The following is a 15,387-nucleotide window of genomic DNA, read 5'->3' on the forward strand; positions in this document are numbered from 1 at the left end:
TTTCGCAGGCTTAGATAAAAAAATAAATAAATGATATTAAAAATATGATATTTGTTTTATGCGATTTGCTATATTTGTTGACACTTTTGTGAAAAAGCTGAAAGCGGGCACCAGACCTGCCGACCTATCTATCCACAACAAACAAGGGAATAGAATGAATCGTCCATCACATGCGCGGGTATCACCCGCCACCGTCTATCCACCCGCTACCCGCGGCCGCACCACCGTCCTGGCCGCGCTGGCCGCCGTGTCCGTGCTGGTCTCGGCACCGGCCATGGCCGATGTCCTGACCTTCGATAATTTGCGTCCCGACGTGTATGAAAGCGGCCAGACGCTCAATACGTCGAGCTACAACCTGCGGTTCCTGGCCGACCCGACCACGGCGGCCGGCGGCGGCGTCAGCGGCGTGGGCGCCATCCTCGATGGCCGCGTGGGTTCGTCGTGCGATATCGCCGCCTGCCCGCAGGGCGCCACCGGCAACTACCTGGCCATCCTCAACGATGGCGGCGTGAATTTCGCGCGTGCCGACCGCCAGGCGTTCAGCCTGGCCGGATTCGACTATTCCTTCATCGCCCCCGTCTCCGGCTTGCCCAACATGCAGTGGGGCGAACTGCAGCTGAGCGGTACACTCAGCAACGGCCAGGTGGTCAGCACCTCGCTGGCGTTTCCCGGCCAGGGCAGCGATGGCAATTACCATTTCCAGGGCGCTTCCCTGCTGGGCGGCTTCAGCAACTATGCGTTTACGGGCCTGACCTTCAACGCCTGCATTTTCAATGACACTGGCGTGTGCAGCAATTCCATCGATTTCCCCGCCTTTAACCAGGGCCAGTTTGCGCTCGACAATATCAACGTCAGCGCCGTGCCGGAACCGTCGACCTACATGCTGCTGCTGGCCGGCCTGGGCGCCATCGGCATGCTGTCGCGCCGCCGCAGCGGCAAGGTCGCCGGGTTCACCGTGCAAGGAGCGTGAGATGAAATTACGTCCCGTTTCACTCGCCATCCTCCTGCTGGCCGCCAGCCTGGCGCAAGCGGCGCAGGCGCAGGAACGCCGTTCCTACATCGTGCAGCTGGTCGACAAGCCGGCCGCCACCTACACGGGCCAGGTTGACGGCCTGGCCGCCACCAAGCCGGCCCCGGGCGCGCGCATCAATGTGGGCGCCGCCGACGTGCAGGCCTATTTGAGCTACCTCGACAGCAAGCAGGCCGCCGTGGCCGGCACCGTCAGCGCGGCTGAAATCACGCACCAGTACAGCGTCGTCTTCAACGGCTTTTCCGCCTTGCTGACGGACGATGAAGTGCGGGCCCTGAAGAAAAACAGCGGCGTGGCCAGCATCAGCGCCGACTCCATCCTGCAGCTCGACACCACTTACACGCCCAGCTTCCTGGGCCTGGACAAGCCGGGCGGCCTCTGGGAGCAGCTGGGCGGCAAGGCGCACGCGGGCGAAGACATCGTCATCGGCATCGTCGACAGCGGCATCTGGCCCGAGAACACGGCCTTTGCCGACCGCCTCGACGAAAACGGCGTGCCCAGCCACAGCGGCAGCAATGTCGTGTACGGCGCGCCGCCGGCCAGCTGGCAAGGCACGTGCCAGACGGGCGAAGGATTCTCCGCCGAGAATTGCAACAACAAGCTGATCGGCGCGCGCTACTACCGCGCTTCCACGGCGGCGCTGCACTGGACGGAATTCCTGTCGCCGCGCGATTCCGTCGCCGGCCTGACGGGGCACGGCGGCCATGGCACGCACACGGCCTCCACGGCCGGCGGCAACAATGGCGCCATCGCCACCTCGAATGGCGTGTCGCTGGGCAAGGCCTCGGGCATGGCGCCGCGCGCCCGTATCGCCGCCTATAAAGTCTGCTGGACGGCCGCGTCGACGGGCCGCAACGGCTGCGCCACGGCCGACAGCGTGGCCGCCATCGACCAGGCGGTCAAGGATGGCGTCAACGTCATCAACTTCTCCATCGGCCCGAACGCGGGCGGCGGCGCCTTCGACGAACCGACGGAAGTCGCCTTCCTTGGCGCGGCGGCGGCCGGCGTGTTTGTCGCCACCTCCGGCGGCAATTCCGGTCCATCCACGCCGGCGCCCGACGTGCCGGCGCCCGTCTCGCACATCAGCCCCTGGCTGGCAACGGTCGCCAATTCCACCCACAACCGCCTGTACGCGGGCAACGTCATCCTCAGCAACGGCAGCAAGCTGGAAGGCGCGTCGAGCAACGCGAAGACGCCGGCGCTGCCGCTGATCCGCTCGCGCGACGCGGGCCTGGCCGGCGTGCCGCCGACGGACGTCAATCTGCTGCGCTGCTTCGGCGCGGCCGATGCCGCACCGGCTTATCTGGACCCGGCGAAAGTGGCGGGCAAGATACTCGTGTGCGACCGCGGCGGCAATGTGCTGGTCAACAAGAGCGCGAATGCCAAGACGGCGGGCGCGGCGGGCGTGGTCATCGCCAACGTGGTCGGCGGTGCCAATACCATCATCAATCAGGCGCACGTGCTGTCGACGGTGCACCTGGCGCAGGTGCAGGGCGACGCGCTGAAGGCTTTCATGGCGGCCAATCCGGACGGCACGGCGGCATTGGGCGAAATCCACACCATCGCCGACACCACGGTGCAGGCGCCGATCGTCAGCGACCGCTCCTCGCGCGGGCCGAACGTGGCCAACGCGAACATCCTGAAACCCGACCTGTCGGCGCCCGGCACCAACATCCTGGCCGGCGTGACGGCCGACCTGACGCCGGCGCAGCGCGATGCCGTGGCCGCCGGCGGCGCAGCGCCCGTGGCGGAGTGGGATTTCTATTCCGGCACCTCGATGGCCAGTCCGCATGTGGCCGGCGTGGCGGCGCTGCTCAAGCAGCAGCATCCGAGCTGGTCGCCCGCGGCCATCAAGTCGGCGCTGATGACGACGGCGTTCAGCACGTATCCCGATGGCTTGAACGGTTCCGTGTCGTGGGATGCCACGGCGAAGAACTCGGGCCAGTTGCCGTGGGGCCAGGGTGCCGGCCACATCGCGCCGAACGGCGCCGCCGATCCCGGGCTCGTGTACGACGTGTCGGAAATCGACTATGCGCGTTTCCTGTGCGGCCTGAACTTGAAGGTCTACAGTCCCGCCACCTGCCAGGCCGTCGGCACCATTCCCGCCTACAACCTGAATCTGGCGTCGCTGACGGCGGCCAACGTACTGGGCACGCAAGTGCTGACGCGCACGGTGACCAACGTGGGTGCCAGCAGCGCCGTCTACAACGTCTCGGCCAGCCTGCCCGGCTACACGGTGGCGGTGACGCCAACGAGCCTGAGCCTGGCGCCGGGCGCCAAGGCGCAGTACCAGGTCAAGCTGACGCGCACCACGGCGCCGGCCAATACCTGGACCTACGGCGCCCTGAGCTGGACGGATGGCACGCACACGGTGCGCAGCCCGCTGACGGCGCGCGGCACCTCGCTGGCCGCCATTCCGCTGGTCAGCAGCGAAGCGGCCACGGGCAGCAAGGTGCTGACCCTGGGCACGGGCTTCTCGGGGGCGCTGGTCGGCGTCAAGTCGGGTCTCGTCGAAGCCGTGCGCGAGTCGCGCACGATCGGCCAGGCGACGACGGGCGCTGCCGCATCGGCTGCCTGCAAGGCGGGCGGCGCCACGGGCGTGAACGTGCACAACGTCGTGATCCCGGCCGGCACCCTGGCGGCGCGCTTTGCCACCTACGACGCGGAAACGACGGGCGGCGCGAATACCGACATGGACATGGAGGTCTACAACGCCGCCAATGTACTGGTCGGCAGCAGCGGCAATGAAAGTTCCAATGAACAGGTGGAACTGCGCCTGCCCGCCGCCGGCACGTACAAGGTGTGCGTGATCGGCTTTGCGCCGCAAAACGGCCAGGCCGACTACACCCTGTCGTCGTGGGTGCTGGCACCGGGCTTGAACAACGGCAACTTCAAGGCGCTGATGCCGGGCACGGCCTACACGGGCGGCACGGCGACGGTTTCCCTGAGCTGGTCCAACCTGGCCGAAGGCAAGCGTCACCTGGGCGCCGTCGGCTACCAGGTCGCTGGCGTGGTGCAGGGCGTCACGGTGGTCGAGGTCAATACCAACGATCCCGTGCCGCTGTTCCAGAACGCGCGCGCCGCCAGGCCGGTGCTGGCTGAATAAACCGTTCTTTGCGTGAACGCAAGGCGTGCCTCCGGGCACGCCTTTTTTATGCACTTACCCCCCGTTCGGGAGGAATAGCACTTGCATGGTGGTAACGCCCCCGGTATCTTGTCGGATAGCCATGGCTTTGTGCCCTGGCATTCTTGGGGAGTCGCGCGTGACCAGTTTCCGCACCAATACCGACCGCCTGCTGGAAGTGCGCCTGCAGGATGAAAAAGTGCTGGCGATTGCCGGCGCGATGGTCGCCTATACGGGCAGCATCAAATTTGAAAAATCCCTGCTGGGCGGCGAGGGCCTCTTCGGCGCGCTCAAGCGCAAGGTGACGAACGAAGGCATGCAGGTGATGCAGGCCGCCGGCACGGGTACCGTGTTTTTCGCGCAGAATGCGGCCGAAATCACCGTCATGGCGCTGGCCGGCGAAAAGCTGACCATCGAAAGCAGCAGCCTGCTGGCCTACGACACGAGCCTGAAGACGGGTACCAGCTTTGCGGGCCTGCGCGGCGCCAGTTCCGGCCAGGGCCTGTTTTCCACCACCGTCGAAGGCCACGGCAACCTGGCCGTCATTTCGCGCGGCAACCTGATCATGCTGGAAGTGACGCCTTCCCACCCGCTGCGCGTGGATCCGGACGCCTTCGTCGGCTTCAAGGGCGATATCCGCCAGGAATTCGTTTTTGATGTCAACTGGCGCACCATGATTGGCCAGAGCTCGGGCGAATCGTACCAGCACAAATTCACAGGCCAGGGCGTGGTGTTCATCCAGCCCGCCGAACGTTAAGTCAGCGAGGACCCGCGATGCCTGTCTATCAGCAAATCAATGAAAAGATGCTCGAGGTTAAACTCGGCAATGAAGAAGTGTTCGCCCGCAAGGGCGCCATGGTGTCCTACCAGGGCGACGTGGCGTTCAGCCGCTCCTTCCTGGCCGGCCAGGGCGTGCAAAGCCTGGCCATGCGCGCCGTCACGAACGAGGGCTATGCCCTGATGTCGGCGCGCGGCACGGGCAGCGTGTTTTACGCGCAGGGCGGCCTGTTCGTCACCATCGTCCCCGTGCGCGGCGAAACGTTCTATGTGGAAAGCGACTCCCTGCTGGCCTTCGATGCGCGCCTGACGGCCGGCACCATGTTCCTCGGCAACCAGGGCGGCGTGCAGGGCGTGGTGCGCGGCATGGCCTCGGGCCAGGGCTTGTTTACCACCACCTTGCAAGGCACGGGCGAAGTGGCGATTTTGTCCGACGGCAATGCCATCGGCTTGCCCGTCACGCCGGACGTGCCCGTCTTCGTCGACCCGCAAGCGTATATCGGCCACACGGGCCAGCTGAGCTCGACCATCGTCACGGACCTGAACTGGAAAACCTTTGTCGGCCAGGCGTCCGGCGAATCGTACCAGGTGAAGTTTACGGGCCAGGGCACGGTCTACATCCAAGCGAGCGAAAGGTAAGCCATGACGATTTACAATCCCGATACCTTGCCGAAGAACGATAACCTGAACCGTTTTTCGTATGTCATCGACGTCAAGGAACAGATCTTCATTCGCAAGGGCAAGATGATCGCCTTTTATGGCGAGCTGCGCTTCGAAGCCATGGGCAGCAGCGTGCTCGACTTGATCGTGCGCAATGCCTTCAATGCACCGAAATACGTGCACCACTTTGTCGTGGCACAAGGCCAGGGCCAGTTGATCCTGGGCGACAACGGCAACGACCTGGCGTGCTACGACCTGGACAACGCCAACATGACCATCCGCGCGAAAAACCTGCTGGGGTTTACCAAGGACGTGATTTGCCAGGAATCGACCTTGCCCGGCTATCTGACCATGATAGGCACCGGTAAAGTGATCGCCTCGTCGAACGGCCCCGTGCATTTCCTCGAGTTGCCGTGCCGCGTGGACGAGCAGGCCGTGCTGGGCTGGGCCGATTGCCCCAGCCCCTCGTATCACTACGACTACGCCCACGTGCAGGGCTGGGCCTCGGCCGCCGGCGCGCTCACGGGTTTTACTCTGTCGGGCGAGGAAAAGCAGATCGACTTCACGGGCGCCGGCACGGTGCTGGTGCAGTCGTCCGAGCTGGACGTGACGGGCAGCTCGGCCCTGATGCAGCTGCTGGCGCAATTGCCGCTGCTGGGCAAGGAAGACCTCGGTACCTTGAGTCTTTCCGTGCAGCAGCAGATGAAGGACAGTCGTTAAGACCAGGAAGTCCAAGAGTACCTGACAGAACCGTAGCGAGCGGAAGGGAGAGGTAGCCGAGAAGCGCAACCGTACTGAAGTACGGTGAGCATCGCAGGCTGCCTATACCGACGCGCAGTAGGTTCGGTCAGGTACTCAAGGCCGCACCCAGCCGGGCGGCCGCTTCTCTAAAAAGGCGCTCACGCCTTCCTCCGCATCCTCTTCCATCATATTGCGCGCCATCACGTCGCCCGCGTACGCATACGCCTCGTCCAGCGGTAGCTGGCGCTGCCGGTAGAACATGGCCTTGCCGTAGCGGATGGCCGTCGGGCTTTTCGCCATGATCTGCTGCGCCAGGCGCGCCACGGCCTCGTCGAGCGCCGCGTCGGCTACCGTTTCATTGATCAGGCCCCAGTCGGCGGCCGTGTCGGCGTCGATGAAGCGGCCCGTCACCAGCATGTCGAAAGCCCGCTTGGGCGACACATTGCGCGACAGGGCGACGGACGGCGTGGCGCAGAACAGGCCCACGTTGATGCCGGAGACGGCAAAGCGCGCGGACGCGCCCGCCACGGCCAGGTCGCAGCTGGCGACCAGTTGGCAGCCGGCCGCCGTGGCGATGCCATGCACGCGGGCGATCACGGGCACGGGCAAGGTTTGAATGGCTTGCATCACGCGCGAGCATTGCGCGAACAGGGTTTGATAGTAATCAAGCTGGCGCGTGGCCTGCATCTGGCGCAAATCGTGGCCCGCGCAAAACGCCTTGCCTTCGGCGGCCAGCACCACGCAGCGCACGTGCGGCTGCTGCGCGATGGCATCAAACGCTTCCTGCAGCGCGGCCAGCATGGCTTCCGACAGGGCATTGAATTGCAGGGGGCGGTTCAGGCGCAGGGTGACGAGGCCATCCTCGTCTTCGCGCAGCACCAGCGGTGCCTCGGTATCTTGTAAAGCGGTCATGCGGTCTCCAGTGGCCTGATGGCCTTGTTTTTATGGAAAAGCTTACTTGGCGGCGTTGACGCTGCCGATGCCGGCGATCGACTTGTGCACGATCTTCGGCTTGCCGTAATACGTCAGTTCGCCCATGCCGCGCACCACGGCGTTCAGCTCGCCCGAGGAATACACCTTGACGGAACCGATGCCTTCGAAATTCACGTCGACGTTTTTCGCCAGCAAGGCTTTCGTATCGACTTCGCCCACGCCTTGCGCCTTCAGGCGCAGCCAGTCGACCTGGCCATCGGCGGCCAGGCGGCCCGCGCCCTTGTAGCTGATGTCGACTCTTGGACCATTGAGCTTGGTCAATATCTTCTCGCCCGCGCCTTCCGCGATCAGCTTGCGCAAGGTAGGCATGGTGATAATGATGCGCGGGTCGCCCTCGGTCTTCTTGATATCTTTATCCTTCATGGAAATTTTCAGCTCGCCATCGACCACTTCCGTGATCACGCCGCTGAGGAATTTCTGGTCGCCGCGCAGCAGCAGGCTTTGCTCCTTGCCCGATTCCACTTCCATGCTGATGGGGCCGCGAATATCGATGGCGTTGAAGGCGGCTACCGTGCGGGTTTGCTCGTCGGCATGCGCGACGGTAGCGAGGCAAGCGAGGGACAGGACTGGCAACAGGAACAGAGGACGCATGGCAGTTTCCTTGAGTAGTTGATCAGTGTATTCTATGTTGCAACATCTCCAACTGGGAGAAATTTGCGAGGAAATGAGCAAATCGCGGCGCGGATGATACGGTGCCGCCATCGGCCAGCCGCGCGCCCGGCCAGGCGCCGTTGGGCTATGCTATCGCGTACCGCGTCCTGGAGAGCAGATGAAAAATTACCACAAAGAAGATTATCCCGTCGCCGATATCCGGCGCTTCCTCGAACCGGGGCCGGTGGTGCTCGTCAGTTCAACGTGGCAGGGCGAAAGCGACGTCATGACCATGGCCTGGCACATGCTGATGGAATTTACGCCATCCTTGCTGGGCTGCTTCATTTCCGACGCCAACCACAGCTATGAAATGATCAAGCGCAGCATGGAGTGCGTGATCAACCTGCCCACGGCCGACATGGTCGACCAGGTGGTGGCCATCGGCAATTGCAGCGGCGAAGACACGGACAAGTTCACGGCCTTCGGCCTGACGCCGCAGCCGGCCGAACTGGTGGGCGCACCGCTGATCGCCGAGTGCTACGCCAACTTCGAATGCAAGCTGGCCCAGGTGGCGGGCAACCCGAAGGGCGGCTTCTTCATCTTCGAGTGCGTGAAAGCCCACGTGGCCACCTCGCCCAAGCTGCCCGAAACCCTGCACTACCGGGGCAACGGCGAGTTCATGGTGTCGGGCCGCACGATCAGCCGCAAGAGCCTGATGAAGCCCGAGATGTTGTAGGTCGGATTAGCGCGGCAACGCCGCGCGTAATCCGACAATATTGTTGATGCTTGCGGTGGTGTCGGCTTACGCGCTTCGCGCTAAGCCGACCTACGCTTAAATGACACCCTGCGCCAGCATCGCATCGGCCACTTTGACGAAGCCGGCGATATTCGCGCCATCCACATAGCTGACCGTGCCATCGGCGCGCGTGCCATATTGCTTGCACGCGGCGTGGATGCCTTGCATGATCTGCAGCAAACGCGCGTCGACTTCTTCGCGCGGCCAGGAAATGCGGGCCGCGTTCTGGCTCATTTCCAGGCCGGAAGTCGCCACGCCGCCCGCATTGCTGGCCTTCCCCGGCGCGTACAGCACGCCGGCCGCCTCGAAGGCCTTGGCTGCCTCGATGGTGGTGGGCATGTTGGCCCCTTCGGCCACGCACTGCACGCCATTGGCGATGAGCAGGCGGGCATCGGCGATATCGAGCTCATTTTGCGTGGCGCAGGGCAGGGCGATGTCGACCGGCACATGCCATGGCGACACGCCCGCCTCGAAGCGCACGCCCGTGCGTTCGGCGTAATCGCTCACGCGGCCATACAGATGGTTCTTGACCTCCATCAAGATGGCCAGTTTTTCCGGCGTAAAGCCGTCTTCGTCGATGACAGTGCCGCTCGAATCGGAGACGGTGATGACTTTCGCGCCCATGGCCATGGCTTTTTCCACCGCGTACTGCGCCACGTTGCCGGAGCCGGAAACGGACACGCGCATGCCTTCGAACGAGCGGCCCCGCGTCTTCAGCATTTCCTCGGCGAAATACACGGTGCCGTAGCCCGTCGCTTCCGGCCGCATCAGCGAGCCGCCGAAGCTGGCGCCCTTGCCCGTGAACACGCAATCGGCGCGGTTGCTGAGTTTTTTCATCATGCCGGCCATATAGCCCACTTCGCGCCCGCCCACGCCGATGTCGCCGGCCGGCACGTCCGTGTCCGAACCCACGTGACGGAAGAGTTCGCTGACGAAGGCCTGGCAGAAGCGCATCACTTCGCCCGGGCTCTTGCCCTTCGGATCGAAATCGGCGCCGCCCTTGCCGCCGCCCATCGGTAACGTGGTCAGGGCATTCTTGAACGTCTGTTCGAAGGCGAGGAATTTCAGCACCGACAGGGTGACGGAAGGGTGGAAGCGAATGCCGCCCTTGTACGGCCCGATGGCCATGCTGTGCTGGATGCGGTAGCCGCGGTTGACTTGTACTTGCCCATGGTCATCGACCCACGACACGCGGAACATCACCACGCGCTCCGGCTCGATCAAGCGTTCCAGCAAGCCTTGTTCCGCGTATTTCGGGTGCTGCTCGAGGAACGGCCACAAGCTCTCCATGACTTCGGTGACGGCTTGCAGAAACTCGGGCTGACCTGGATTGCGTGCGGCGACATGCTGGACATACTCGTGAGCAGATGCGTATTTCATCAGAATTCCATGGAGGTAATCGGTTATTTGGGCAACTATCATCGCAGATTTCGCACAAAAATGGTGCGGAAATTTGGTTTTGAGGGGTTTCTGCTACATTGTGGGGAGTTTTCAGGACTCTGCGAAAGCTGCGGGGGTAAACGACAACGCCAGCCCGAAGGCTGGCGTTGTGGTCATGATGATAAGCTTGGCCGGTCAAGCCGGGACAGGCGTCATCCCGCCATGCTGCGCAGGATCAAGCCCGTGATGTAGGCGCCGTAGGTGCCGAGCGCATAGCCGAGCACGGCCAGCAGCACGCCGACGGGCGCCAGGGCCGGGTGGAAGGCGCTGGCGATGACGGGGGCCGAGGCTGCGCCGCCGATGTTCGCCTGCGATCCCACGGCCATGAAGAACAGCGGTGCGCGGATCAGCTTGGCGACGAGCAGCATCAGGCCGCCATGCACGGCGATCCAGATCAGGCCCAGCAGGAACAGGAAAGGCTTGTCGAGCAGGGCTTTCAAGTCCATGTGCATGCCGATGGTGGCCACCAGCACGTACAGCATGGCCGAGCCGATGGTCGAGGCGCCCGCGCCTTCCAGGCTGCGCGCCCGGGTAAAGCTGAGCAGCAGGCCGAAGGTGGTGGCGAGCACGACGATCCAGAAGAAGTTCGACGTCAGGCTGTAATCCTGCAGGCGCCATGCGGCGGGCAGGGTGGTGATCCAGCTGATGATGGGGCCGGCCAGGAAATGCGACAGGCCCGTCACGCCCAGGCCCACGCCGAGGATGATCATGATGTCGGTCAGGTTGGCCACGCGCGCGTGCTGGGCACGGTAGCTTTCGATGCTGTCCTTGAGCGCATTGATGGCCGTCAAGTCGGCGCCGGTCCAGCGGTCAAAGGCGCCTGCGCGGCCGGCCAGGAACAGCAGCACGGCCGTCCACACGTTGGCCACCAGCACATCGACGGCGACGAACTGGCCGAACAGGGTGGCGTCCACTTCAAACACTTCCTTCATGGCCGCCTGGTTGGCGCCGCCGCCTATCCACGAGCCGGCGACGGTCGTCATGCCGCGCCAGGTGTCGCCCGCCACCGTTTCCGGGTGGATCAAACGCAGCGCCTCGAACGAGACGAGGGCGCCCAGCATGACGCCGAGGGTTCCTGTAAGAAACATGATGATGGCCTTGGGGCCGAGACGGATAATGCCGCCGAAATCGATGGCCACGCACAGCAACACCAGCGCGCTGGGCAGCAGGTAGTCGCGCGCCACGGCGTACAGGCCGGAGGCGTTGCCGTCGATGATGCCGAAGGTGTTGAGCAGCGCCGGGATCAGGTAGCACATCAGCAGCGACGGGATATAGGCGTAGAACTTTTTCCAGAAGCCGTTGGCGCGGGAGGCGGTCCAGAAGACGCCCCCCAGGGTCATGGCGAGCAGGCCGAGGACGACGGCGTCATTGGTGATCAGGGCGGGTGTGGCAGGTGGCATCGGGGATTCCGGTGAACGTGTCAGGGACGCACCGGATGCCGATCAGGCCCCCGGGCGCAGGGTGGCCGTATCGTATAGCAATGTTGAAGCCTAAACAAATTATTCAGGCGGCGCCAGTTGGAATTTTTCTTGTCAAATCAAACACTTGCATACTGGTTTGCCGCCCAGCACGCCAGACTGGCGGTTACAAATAGCGCGCCAGCAAGGCTTTGTTCAGCGCGCCGTCGAGTTCGATGCGCACGAAGTGGCCGCTGCCGGGCGCCACCTGGATCTCGCTGCCATCGTCGGCCAGCATGCGGGCGATGGTGAAGTCGCGGTTGCCGTCCGGGTGCAGGGCTTCGATGCGGTCGCCCACGGCAAAGCGGTTTTTCACTTCCACCCTGGCCCAGCCATCCGTCACGCTCAGCACGTCGCCCACGTACTGGCTGCGGTCCGCCTCGGACGCGCCGCGCATGTAGTTCTGGTGCGCCTGCGTGTGGTGGCGCTGGTAAAAACCATCCGTGTAGCCGCGGTTGGCCAGGCCTTGCAGCTGGCCCAAGAGGCTGATGTCGAAGGGGCGGCCCGCCACGGCATCGTCGATGGCCTGGCGGTAGACTTGCGCCGTGCGCGCCGCGTAGTACAGCGACTTGGTGCGGCCCTCGACCTTCAGCGAATCGACGCCGATTTTGACCAGGCGCTCGATATGCTCGACGGCACGCAAGTCCTTCGAATTCATGATGTAGGTGCCGTGCTCGTCTTCGAGGATGGGCATCAGCTGGCCCGGGCGCTGCGCTTCTTCAATCAGATATGGCTGGTCGGCCAGCGGGTGGCGCGGCTGCTGGTGCAGGGCGGAAAACGCATTGTTGTCGGCTTCGGCCAGCGCCTGGTGAAATTCCAGCGGCACCACATGCATGCCGCCCAGGTCGCCGCTGGCGTCTTCGGCGGCATTCTTGACCTTGTAATCCCAGCGGCAGGAATTCGTGCACGTGCCCTGGTTCGGGTCGCGGTGGTTGAAATAGCCGGACAGCAGGCAGCGGCCCGAATAGGCGATGCACAAGGCGCCATGGACGAACACTTCGAGTTCCATTTCCGGGCAGCGCTGGCGGATTTCCTCGATCTCGTCGAGCGACAGTTCGCGCGACAGGATCACGCGGGTCAGTCCCATGCGGTGCCAGAACTTCACGTCGGCCCAGTTGACGGCATTCGCCTGCACCGATAAGTGCACGGGAATCTCCGGCCACTTGTCGCGCACCATCATGATCAGGCCGGGATCGGCCATGATCAGGGCGTCGGGGCGCATGGCGATCACCGGTTCCATGTCGCGCAGATACGTTTTCAGCTTGGCGTTGTGGGCAAAGATATTGCTGGCGACAAAGAATTGCTTGCCGCGCGCATGCGCGCCATCAATGCCTTCTTGCAAGGCTTGCAAGGTCGAAAAATCGTTATTGCGCACGCGCAAGCTGTAGCGCGGCTGGCCCGCGTAGACGGCGTCGGCGCCATAGTCAAAGGCGGCATGCATCTTGGCCAGGGAGCCGGCAGGCAGGAGGAGTTCGGGAGCGTGGCGCATGGGATGGGCAAAGCCGGCGATTGTAGGCGGGCTGGCGCCAGATTGCCTTGCCTTGGGTCAAGGGATTGACATCCGATGCCCGGCAACGTCAGACGTAAGGCGTGCCCGCCAACGCTGCCTTCAGGCCGACATGCCCCTGGTCCACCAGGGCCAGGAAACGGGTCTTGGCCAGCTGCGCGTCGCCATGCCGCGCGAAGGCGCGGTGCGCTTCGATCAGGGCCGTGCTCCAGGTGGCCAGCAGCAGGCTGGCCGCCAGCCGGGCCTGGGGATCGTGCGCGTCGCGCCCCGTGCTGTCGGTCAGCGCCGTTGCCACCACTTGCGCCAACTCGTCGCGGATCGCCCGCGCCCGCGCTTTCAGGGTCTCGCTGGCCTCGATGGTGGCAATAAAACCCTGGCCGGCGGCGGAAAACGTGACGTAGGGACTGTCTTCCCGTACCAGGCGGTGCACCAGCAGGCGCAGCGTTTCGACCGGGGGCACCATGGGATCACGCTGGCGCAAGGCGGCGCGCAGCAGTTCGCGTCCCTCTTCCTCGCGGTCGAAGAACATGTCTTCCTTGCGGGGGAAGTGGTTGAACACCGTCATGCGCCCCACGCTGGCAGCCGCCGCGATCTCGTCCACCGTCACCTGCTCGAAGCCGCGCACGAAAAACAAACGCGTGGCGGCATTCGAGATGGCTTGCCGGGTGGCAAGGCGTTTGCGGGAGCGGAGGTCGGAAGGAATCGTCATGTTGCTGCGATCATACACGAAGTGTACTGAGTACAGATAAGGCTTGATGGTGCAGCCAGGCTGGGCGTACTATTTATGTACTGAGTACATATTTAGATTGAGTATATGAAAATAGCCATTCCGGCGACAGCGCTGCCTGTCATCTTTGCCACGGTCGTGCTCGATGCCATCGGCATCGGCCTGGTCTTCCCCATCTTGCCCGCGCTGCTGCGCGACGTCACGCATGCCGATAACGTGGCGGCGTACATCGGCATCATGACGGCCCTGTATGCGCTGATGCAGTTCATCTTTGCGCCCGTGCTGGGCGCGCTGAGCGACCGCCTGGGGCGGCGCCCCGTGCTGCTGCTCTCGCTCGCGGGCGCGGCCGTCAATTACCTGTTCCTCGCGTTTGCGCCCAGCCTGTGGATGCTGTTGCTGGGGCGCGCCATCGCAGGCTTGACGAGCGCCAATGTGTCCGTGGCCACGGCCTACATCACCGATATTTCTCCCGAAGAAACGCGGGCGCGCCGTTTCGGCTTGCTCAACGCCATGTTCGGCGCCGGCTTCATCATCGGCCCCGTGCTCGGTGGCGCGCTGGGCGATTACGGATTGCGCTTGCCGTTCATGGCGGCGGCTATCTTGAATGCCGGCAACCTGCTGCTGGCCTTGTTCACGTTGCCCGAATCACGAACGCCGACATGCGAAAAAATCGACTTGGCGGCATTGAATCCATTGCGCCCGCTGCGCTGGGTGTTTTCTCAGAAAAGCTTGCTGCCGATCACCGCCATCTTCTTTACCTTCAGCGCGGCCGGCGAAGTGTATGGCGTGTGCTGGGCACTGTGGGGCCACGATGCGTTCGAATGGAACGGGCTGTGGATCGGCCTGTCGCTGGGCGCCTTTGGCGTGTGCCAGGCGCTGGCCCAGGCCTTCCTGCCCGGCCCCGCCGTGAAGCTGCTGGGCGAGCGCGCTACCATCCTGGGGGGCGTGGCGTGCGCCTGCATCGCGCTGGTCGCCATGGCCTTTGCCACCCGCAGCTGGATGATCTTCGCCATCATGCCCGTGTTCGCCCTGGGCGGCATCGGCGCGCCGGCCCTGCAATCGCTGGCCACGCGGCAAGTGCCCGACGACCGGCAAGGCCAGTTCCAGGGCGTGCTGGCCTCGGCCGTGAGCCTGGCATCCGTGCTGTGCCCGCTGGTGTTTTCGAGCATTTACTTTGGCGTCAGGGCGTACTGGCCCGGCGCCGTCTGGTTGTCGGTGATCGTCGTGTATGCGGCGCTGGTGCCGCTTGTGCTGGGCTTGCGCTTGCAGAGGCCGGCGCAAGCCCTGGCAGGCTAGTGCGTGTGCGAGGCTCCGCTGCTGCCGGCCTGCCCCGTCATGGGCAAGTGTTCGGGCGGCATGCCGTCCTTGAACAATTGACGCAGTTGCTGGCGCAACTCCGGCGTGTCGTGGTGATGGTGTACCGAGACTGCGTGCTCCACAGCAATACCCAATAGCTCTTCTTCGCTGTCGGCCGAGATGGCCACCGAGCAATGCGTGTCGCTGGGGAATTCCCGGCAATCGATGAATTTGCGCGTCATGATCGA

At 63.9% G+C, this 15,387-nt stretch carries 14 protein-coding genes; 7 read left to right on the forward strand and 7 right to left on the reverse strand.

What is annotated here, in order from left to right:
* The first annotated feature begins 154 nt into the window (after positions 1 to 154).
* The 5 genes from CSQ95_RS29790 to CSQ95_RS26935 all read left to right on the forward strand — a co-directional run bounded on the left by CSQ95_RS29790 (position 155) and on the right by CSQ95_RS26935 (position 6,311).
* The gene (locus tag CSQ95_RS29790; RefSeq protein WP_180279180.1) at positions 155 to 970 is read left to right on the forward strand and encodes an NF038120 family PEP-CTERM protein; all 816 of its coding nucleotides are present in this window, start codon (positions 155 to 157) and stop codon (positions 968 to 970) included.
* Position 971: 1 nt separating this feature from the next.
* Positions 972 to 4,136, forward strand: coding sequence for a S8 family serine peptidase (locus CSQ95_RS26920; RefSeq protein WP_099411709.1), 3,165 nt, complete (start codon positions 972 to 974; stop codon positions 4,134 to 4,136).
* Between the two features lie 121 nt (positions 4,137 to 4,257).
* Positions 4,258 to 4,911: an AIM24 family protein gene (locus tag CSQ95_RS26925; RefSeq protein ID WP_099411710.1), complete on the forward strand. Its 654-nt coding sequence runs from the start codon at positions 4,258 to 4,260 to the stop codon at positions 4,909 to 4,911.
* A 17-nt stretch (positions 4,912 to 4,928) separates the two neighbouring features.
* Positions 4,929 to 5,570, forward strand: coding sequence for an AIM24 family protein (locus tag CSQ95_RS26930; RefSeq protein ID WP_034784288.1), 642 nt, complete (start codon positions 4,929 to 4,931; stop codon positions 5,568 to 5,570).
* A gap of 3 nt (positions 5,571 to 5,573) precedes the next feature.
* Positions 5,574 to 6,311, forward strand: coding sequence for an AIM24 family protein (locus CSQ95_RS26935; RefSeq protein WP_070312592.1), 738 nt, complete (start codon positions 5,574 to 5,576; stop codon positions 6,309 to 6,311).
* Positions 6,312 to 6,446: 135 nt separating this feature from the next.
* Here the strand turns inward: CSQ95_RS26935 and CSQ95_RS26940 are convergent, their stop codons facing one another.
* Together CSQ95_RS26940 and CSQ95_RS26945 are read right to left on the reverse strand one after the other, a co-directional pair.
* Positions 6,447 to 7,244, reverse strand: a complete 798-nt coding sequence (locus tag CSQ95_RS26940) for an enoyl-CoA hydratase (protein WP_099411711.1) — start codon at positions 7,242 to 7,244, stop codon at positions 6,447 to 6,449.
* Positions 7,245 to 7,286: 42 nt separating this feature from the next.
* The gene (locus CSQ95_RS26945; RefSeq protein ID WP_070312596.1) at positions 7,287 to 7,916 is read right to left on the reverse strand and encodes a head GIN domain-containing protein; all 630 of its coding nucleotides are present in this window, start codon (positions 7,914 to 7,916) and stop codon (positions 7,287 to 7,289) included.
* 178 nt (positions 7,917 to 8,094) lie between these two features.
* Between CSQ95_RS26945 and CSQ95_RS26950 the strand changes: the two genes are divergently transcribed.
* Entirely contained in the window at positions 8,095 to 8,652 is a 558-nt protein-coding gene (locus CSQ95_RS26950) for a flavin reductase family protein (RefSeq protein WP_070217670.1), read from the forward strand.
* 96 nt (positions 8,653 to 8,748) lie between these two features.
* Here CSQ95_RS26950 and gdhA read toward each other — a convergent pair whose 3' ends face one another.
* The 4 genes from gdhA to CSQ95_RS26970 form a co-directional block, all read right to left on the reverse strand.
* Complete coding sequence (gene gdhA / locus CSQ95_RS26955) at positions 8,749 to 10,092, reverse strand: NADP-specific glutamate dehydrogenase (protein ID WP_070292435.1); 1,344 nt, start codon at positions 10,090 to 10,092, stop codon at positions 8,749 to 8,751.
* A gap of 212 nt (positions 10,093 to 10,304) precedes the next feature.
* Entirely contained in the window at positions 10,305 to 11,552 is a 1,248-nt protein-coding gene (locus CSQ95_RS26960) for a DUF819 domain-containing protein (RefSeq protein ID WP_099411712.1), read from the reverse strand.
* Positions 11,553 to 11,736: 184 nt separating this feature from the next.
* Positions 11,737 to 13,098 (reverse strand): tRNA 5-hydroxyuridine modification protein YegQ, encoded by a 1,362-nt coding sequence (gene yegQ, locus CSQ95_RS26965; protein WP_099411713.1) that lies wholly within the window; start codon positions 13,096 to 13,098, stop codon positions 11,737 to 11,739.
* Positions 13,099 to 13,186: 88 nt separating this feature from the next.
* The gene (locus CSQ95_RS26970; protein WP_099411714.1) at positions 13,187 to 13,825 is read right to left on the reverse strand and encodes a TetR/AcrR family transcriptional regulator; all 639 of its coding nucleotides are present in this window, start codon (positions 13,823 to 13,825) and stop codon (positions 13,187 to 13,189) included.
* A 105-nt stretch (positions 13,826 to 13,930) separates the two neighbouring features.
* Here CSQ95_RS26970 and CSQ95_RS26975 point away from each other — a divergent pair, with 105 nt between their 5' ends.
* Positions 13,931 to 15,139, forward strand: a complete 1,209-nt coding sequence (locus tag CSQ95_RS26975) for a TCR/Tet family MFS transporter (protein WP_099411715.1) — start codon at positions 13,931 to 13,933, stop codon at positions 15,137 to 15,139.
* Here the strand turns inward: CSQ95_RS26975 and CSQ95_RS26980 are convergent.
* A complete protein-coding gene (locus CSQ95_RS26980; RefSeq protein ID WP_070292440.1) occupies positions 15,136 to 15,381 on the reverse strand; it encodes a DUF1059 domain-containing protein in 246 nt (81 codons plus the stop codon). The two genes, CSQ95_RS26975 and CSQ95_RS26980, sit on opposite strands and share 4 nt — an antisense overlap.
* Positions 15,382 to 15,387: the final 6 nt, after the last annotated feature.

The organism is Janthinobacterium sp. BJB304 (genome assembly GCF_002735765.1).
Classification (GTDB): Bacteria; Pseudomonadota; Gammaproteobacteria; order Burkholderiales; family Burkholderiaceae_D; genus Janthinobacterium.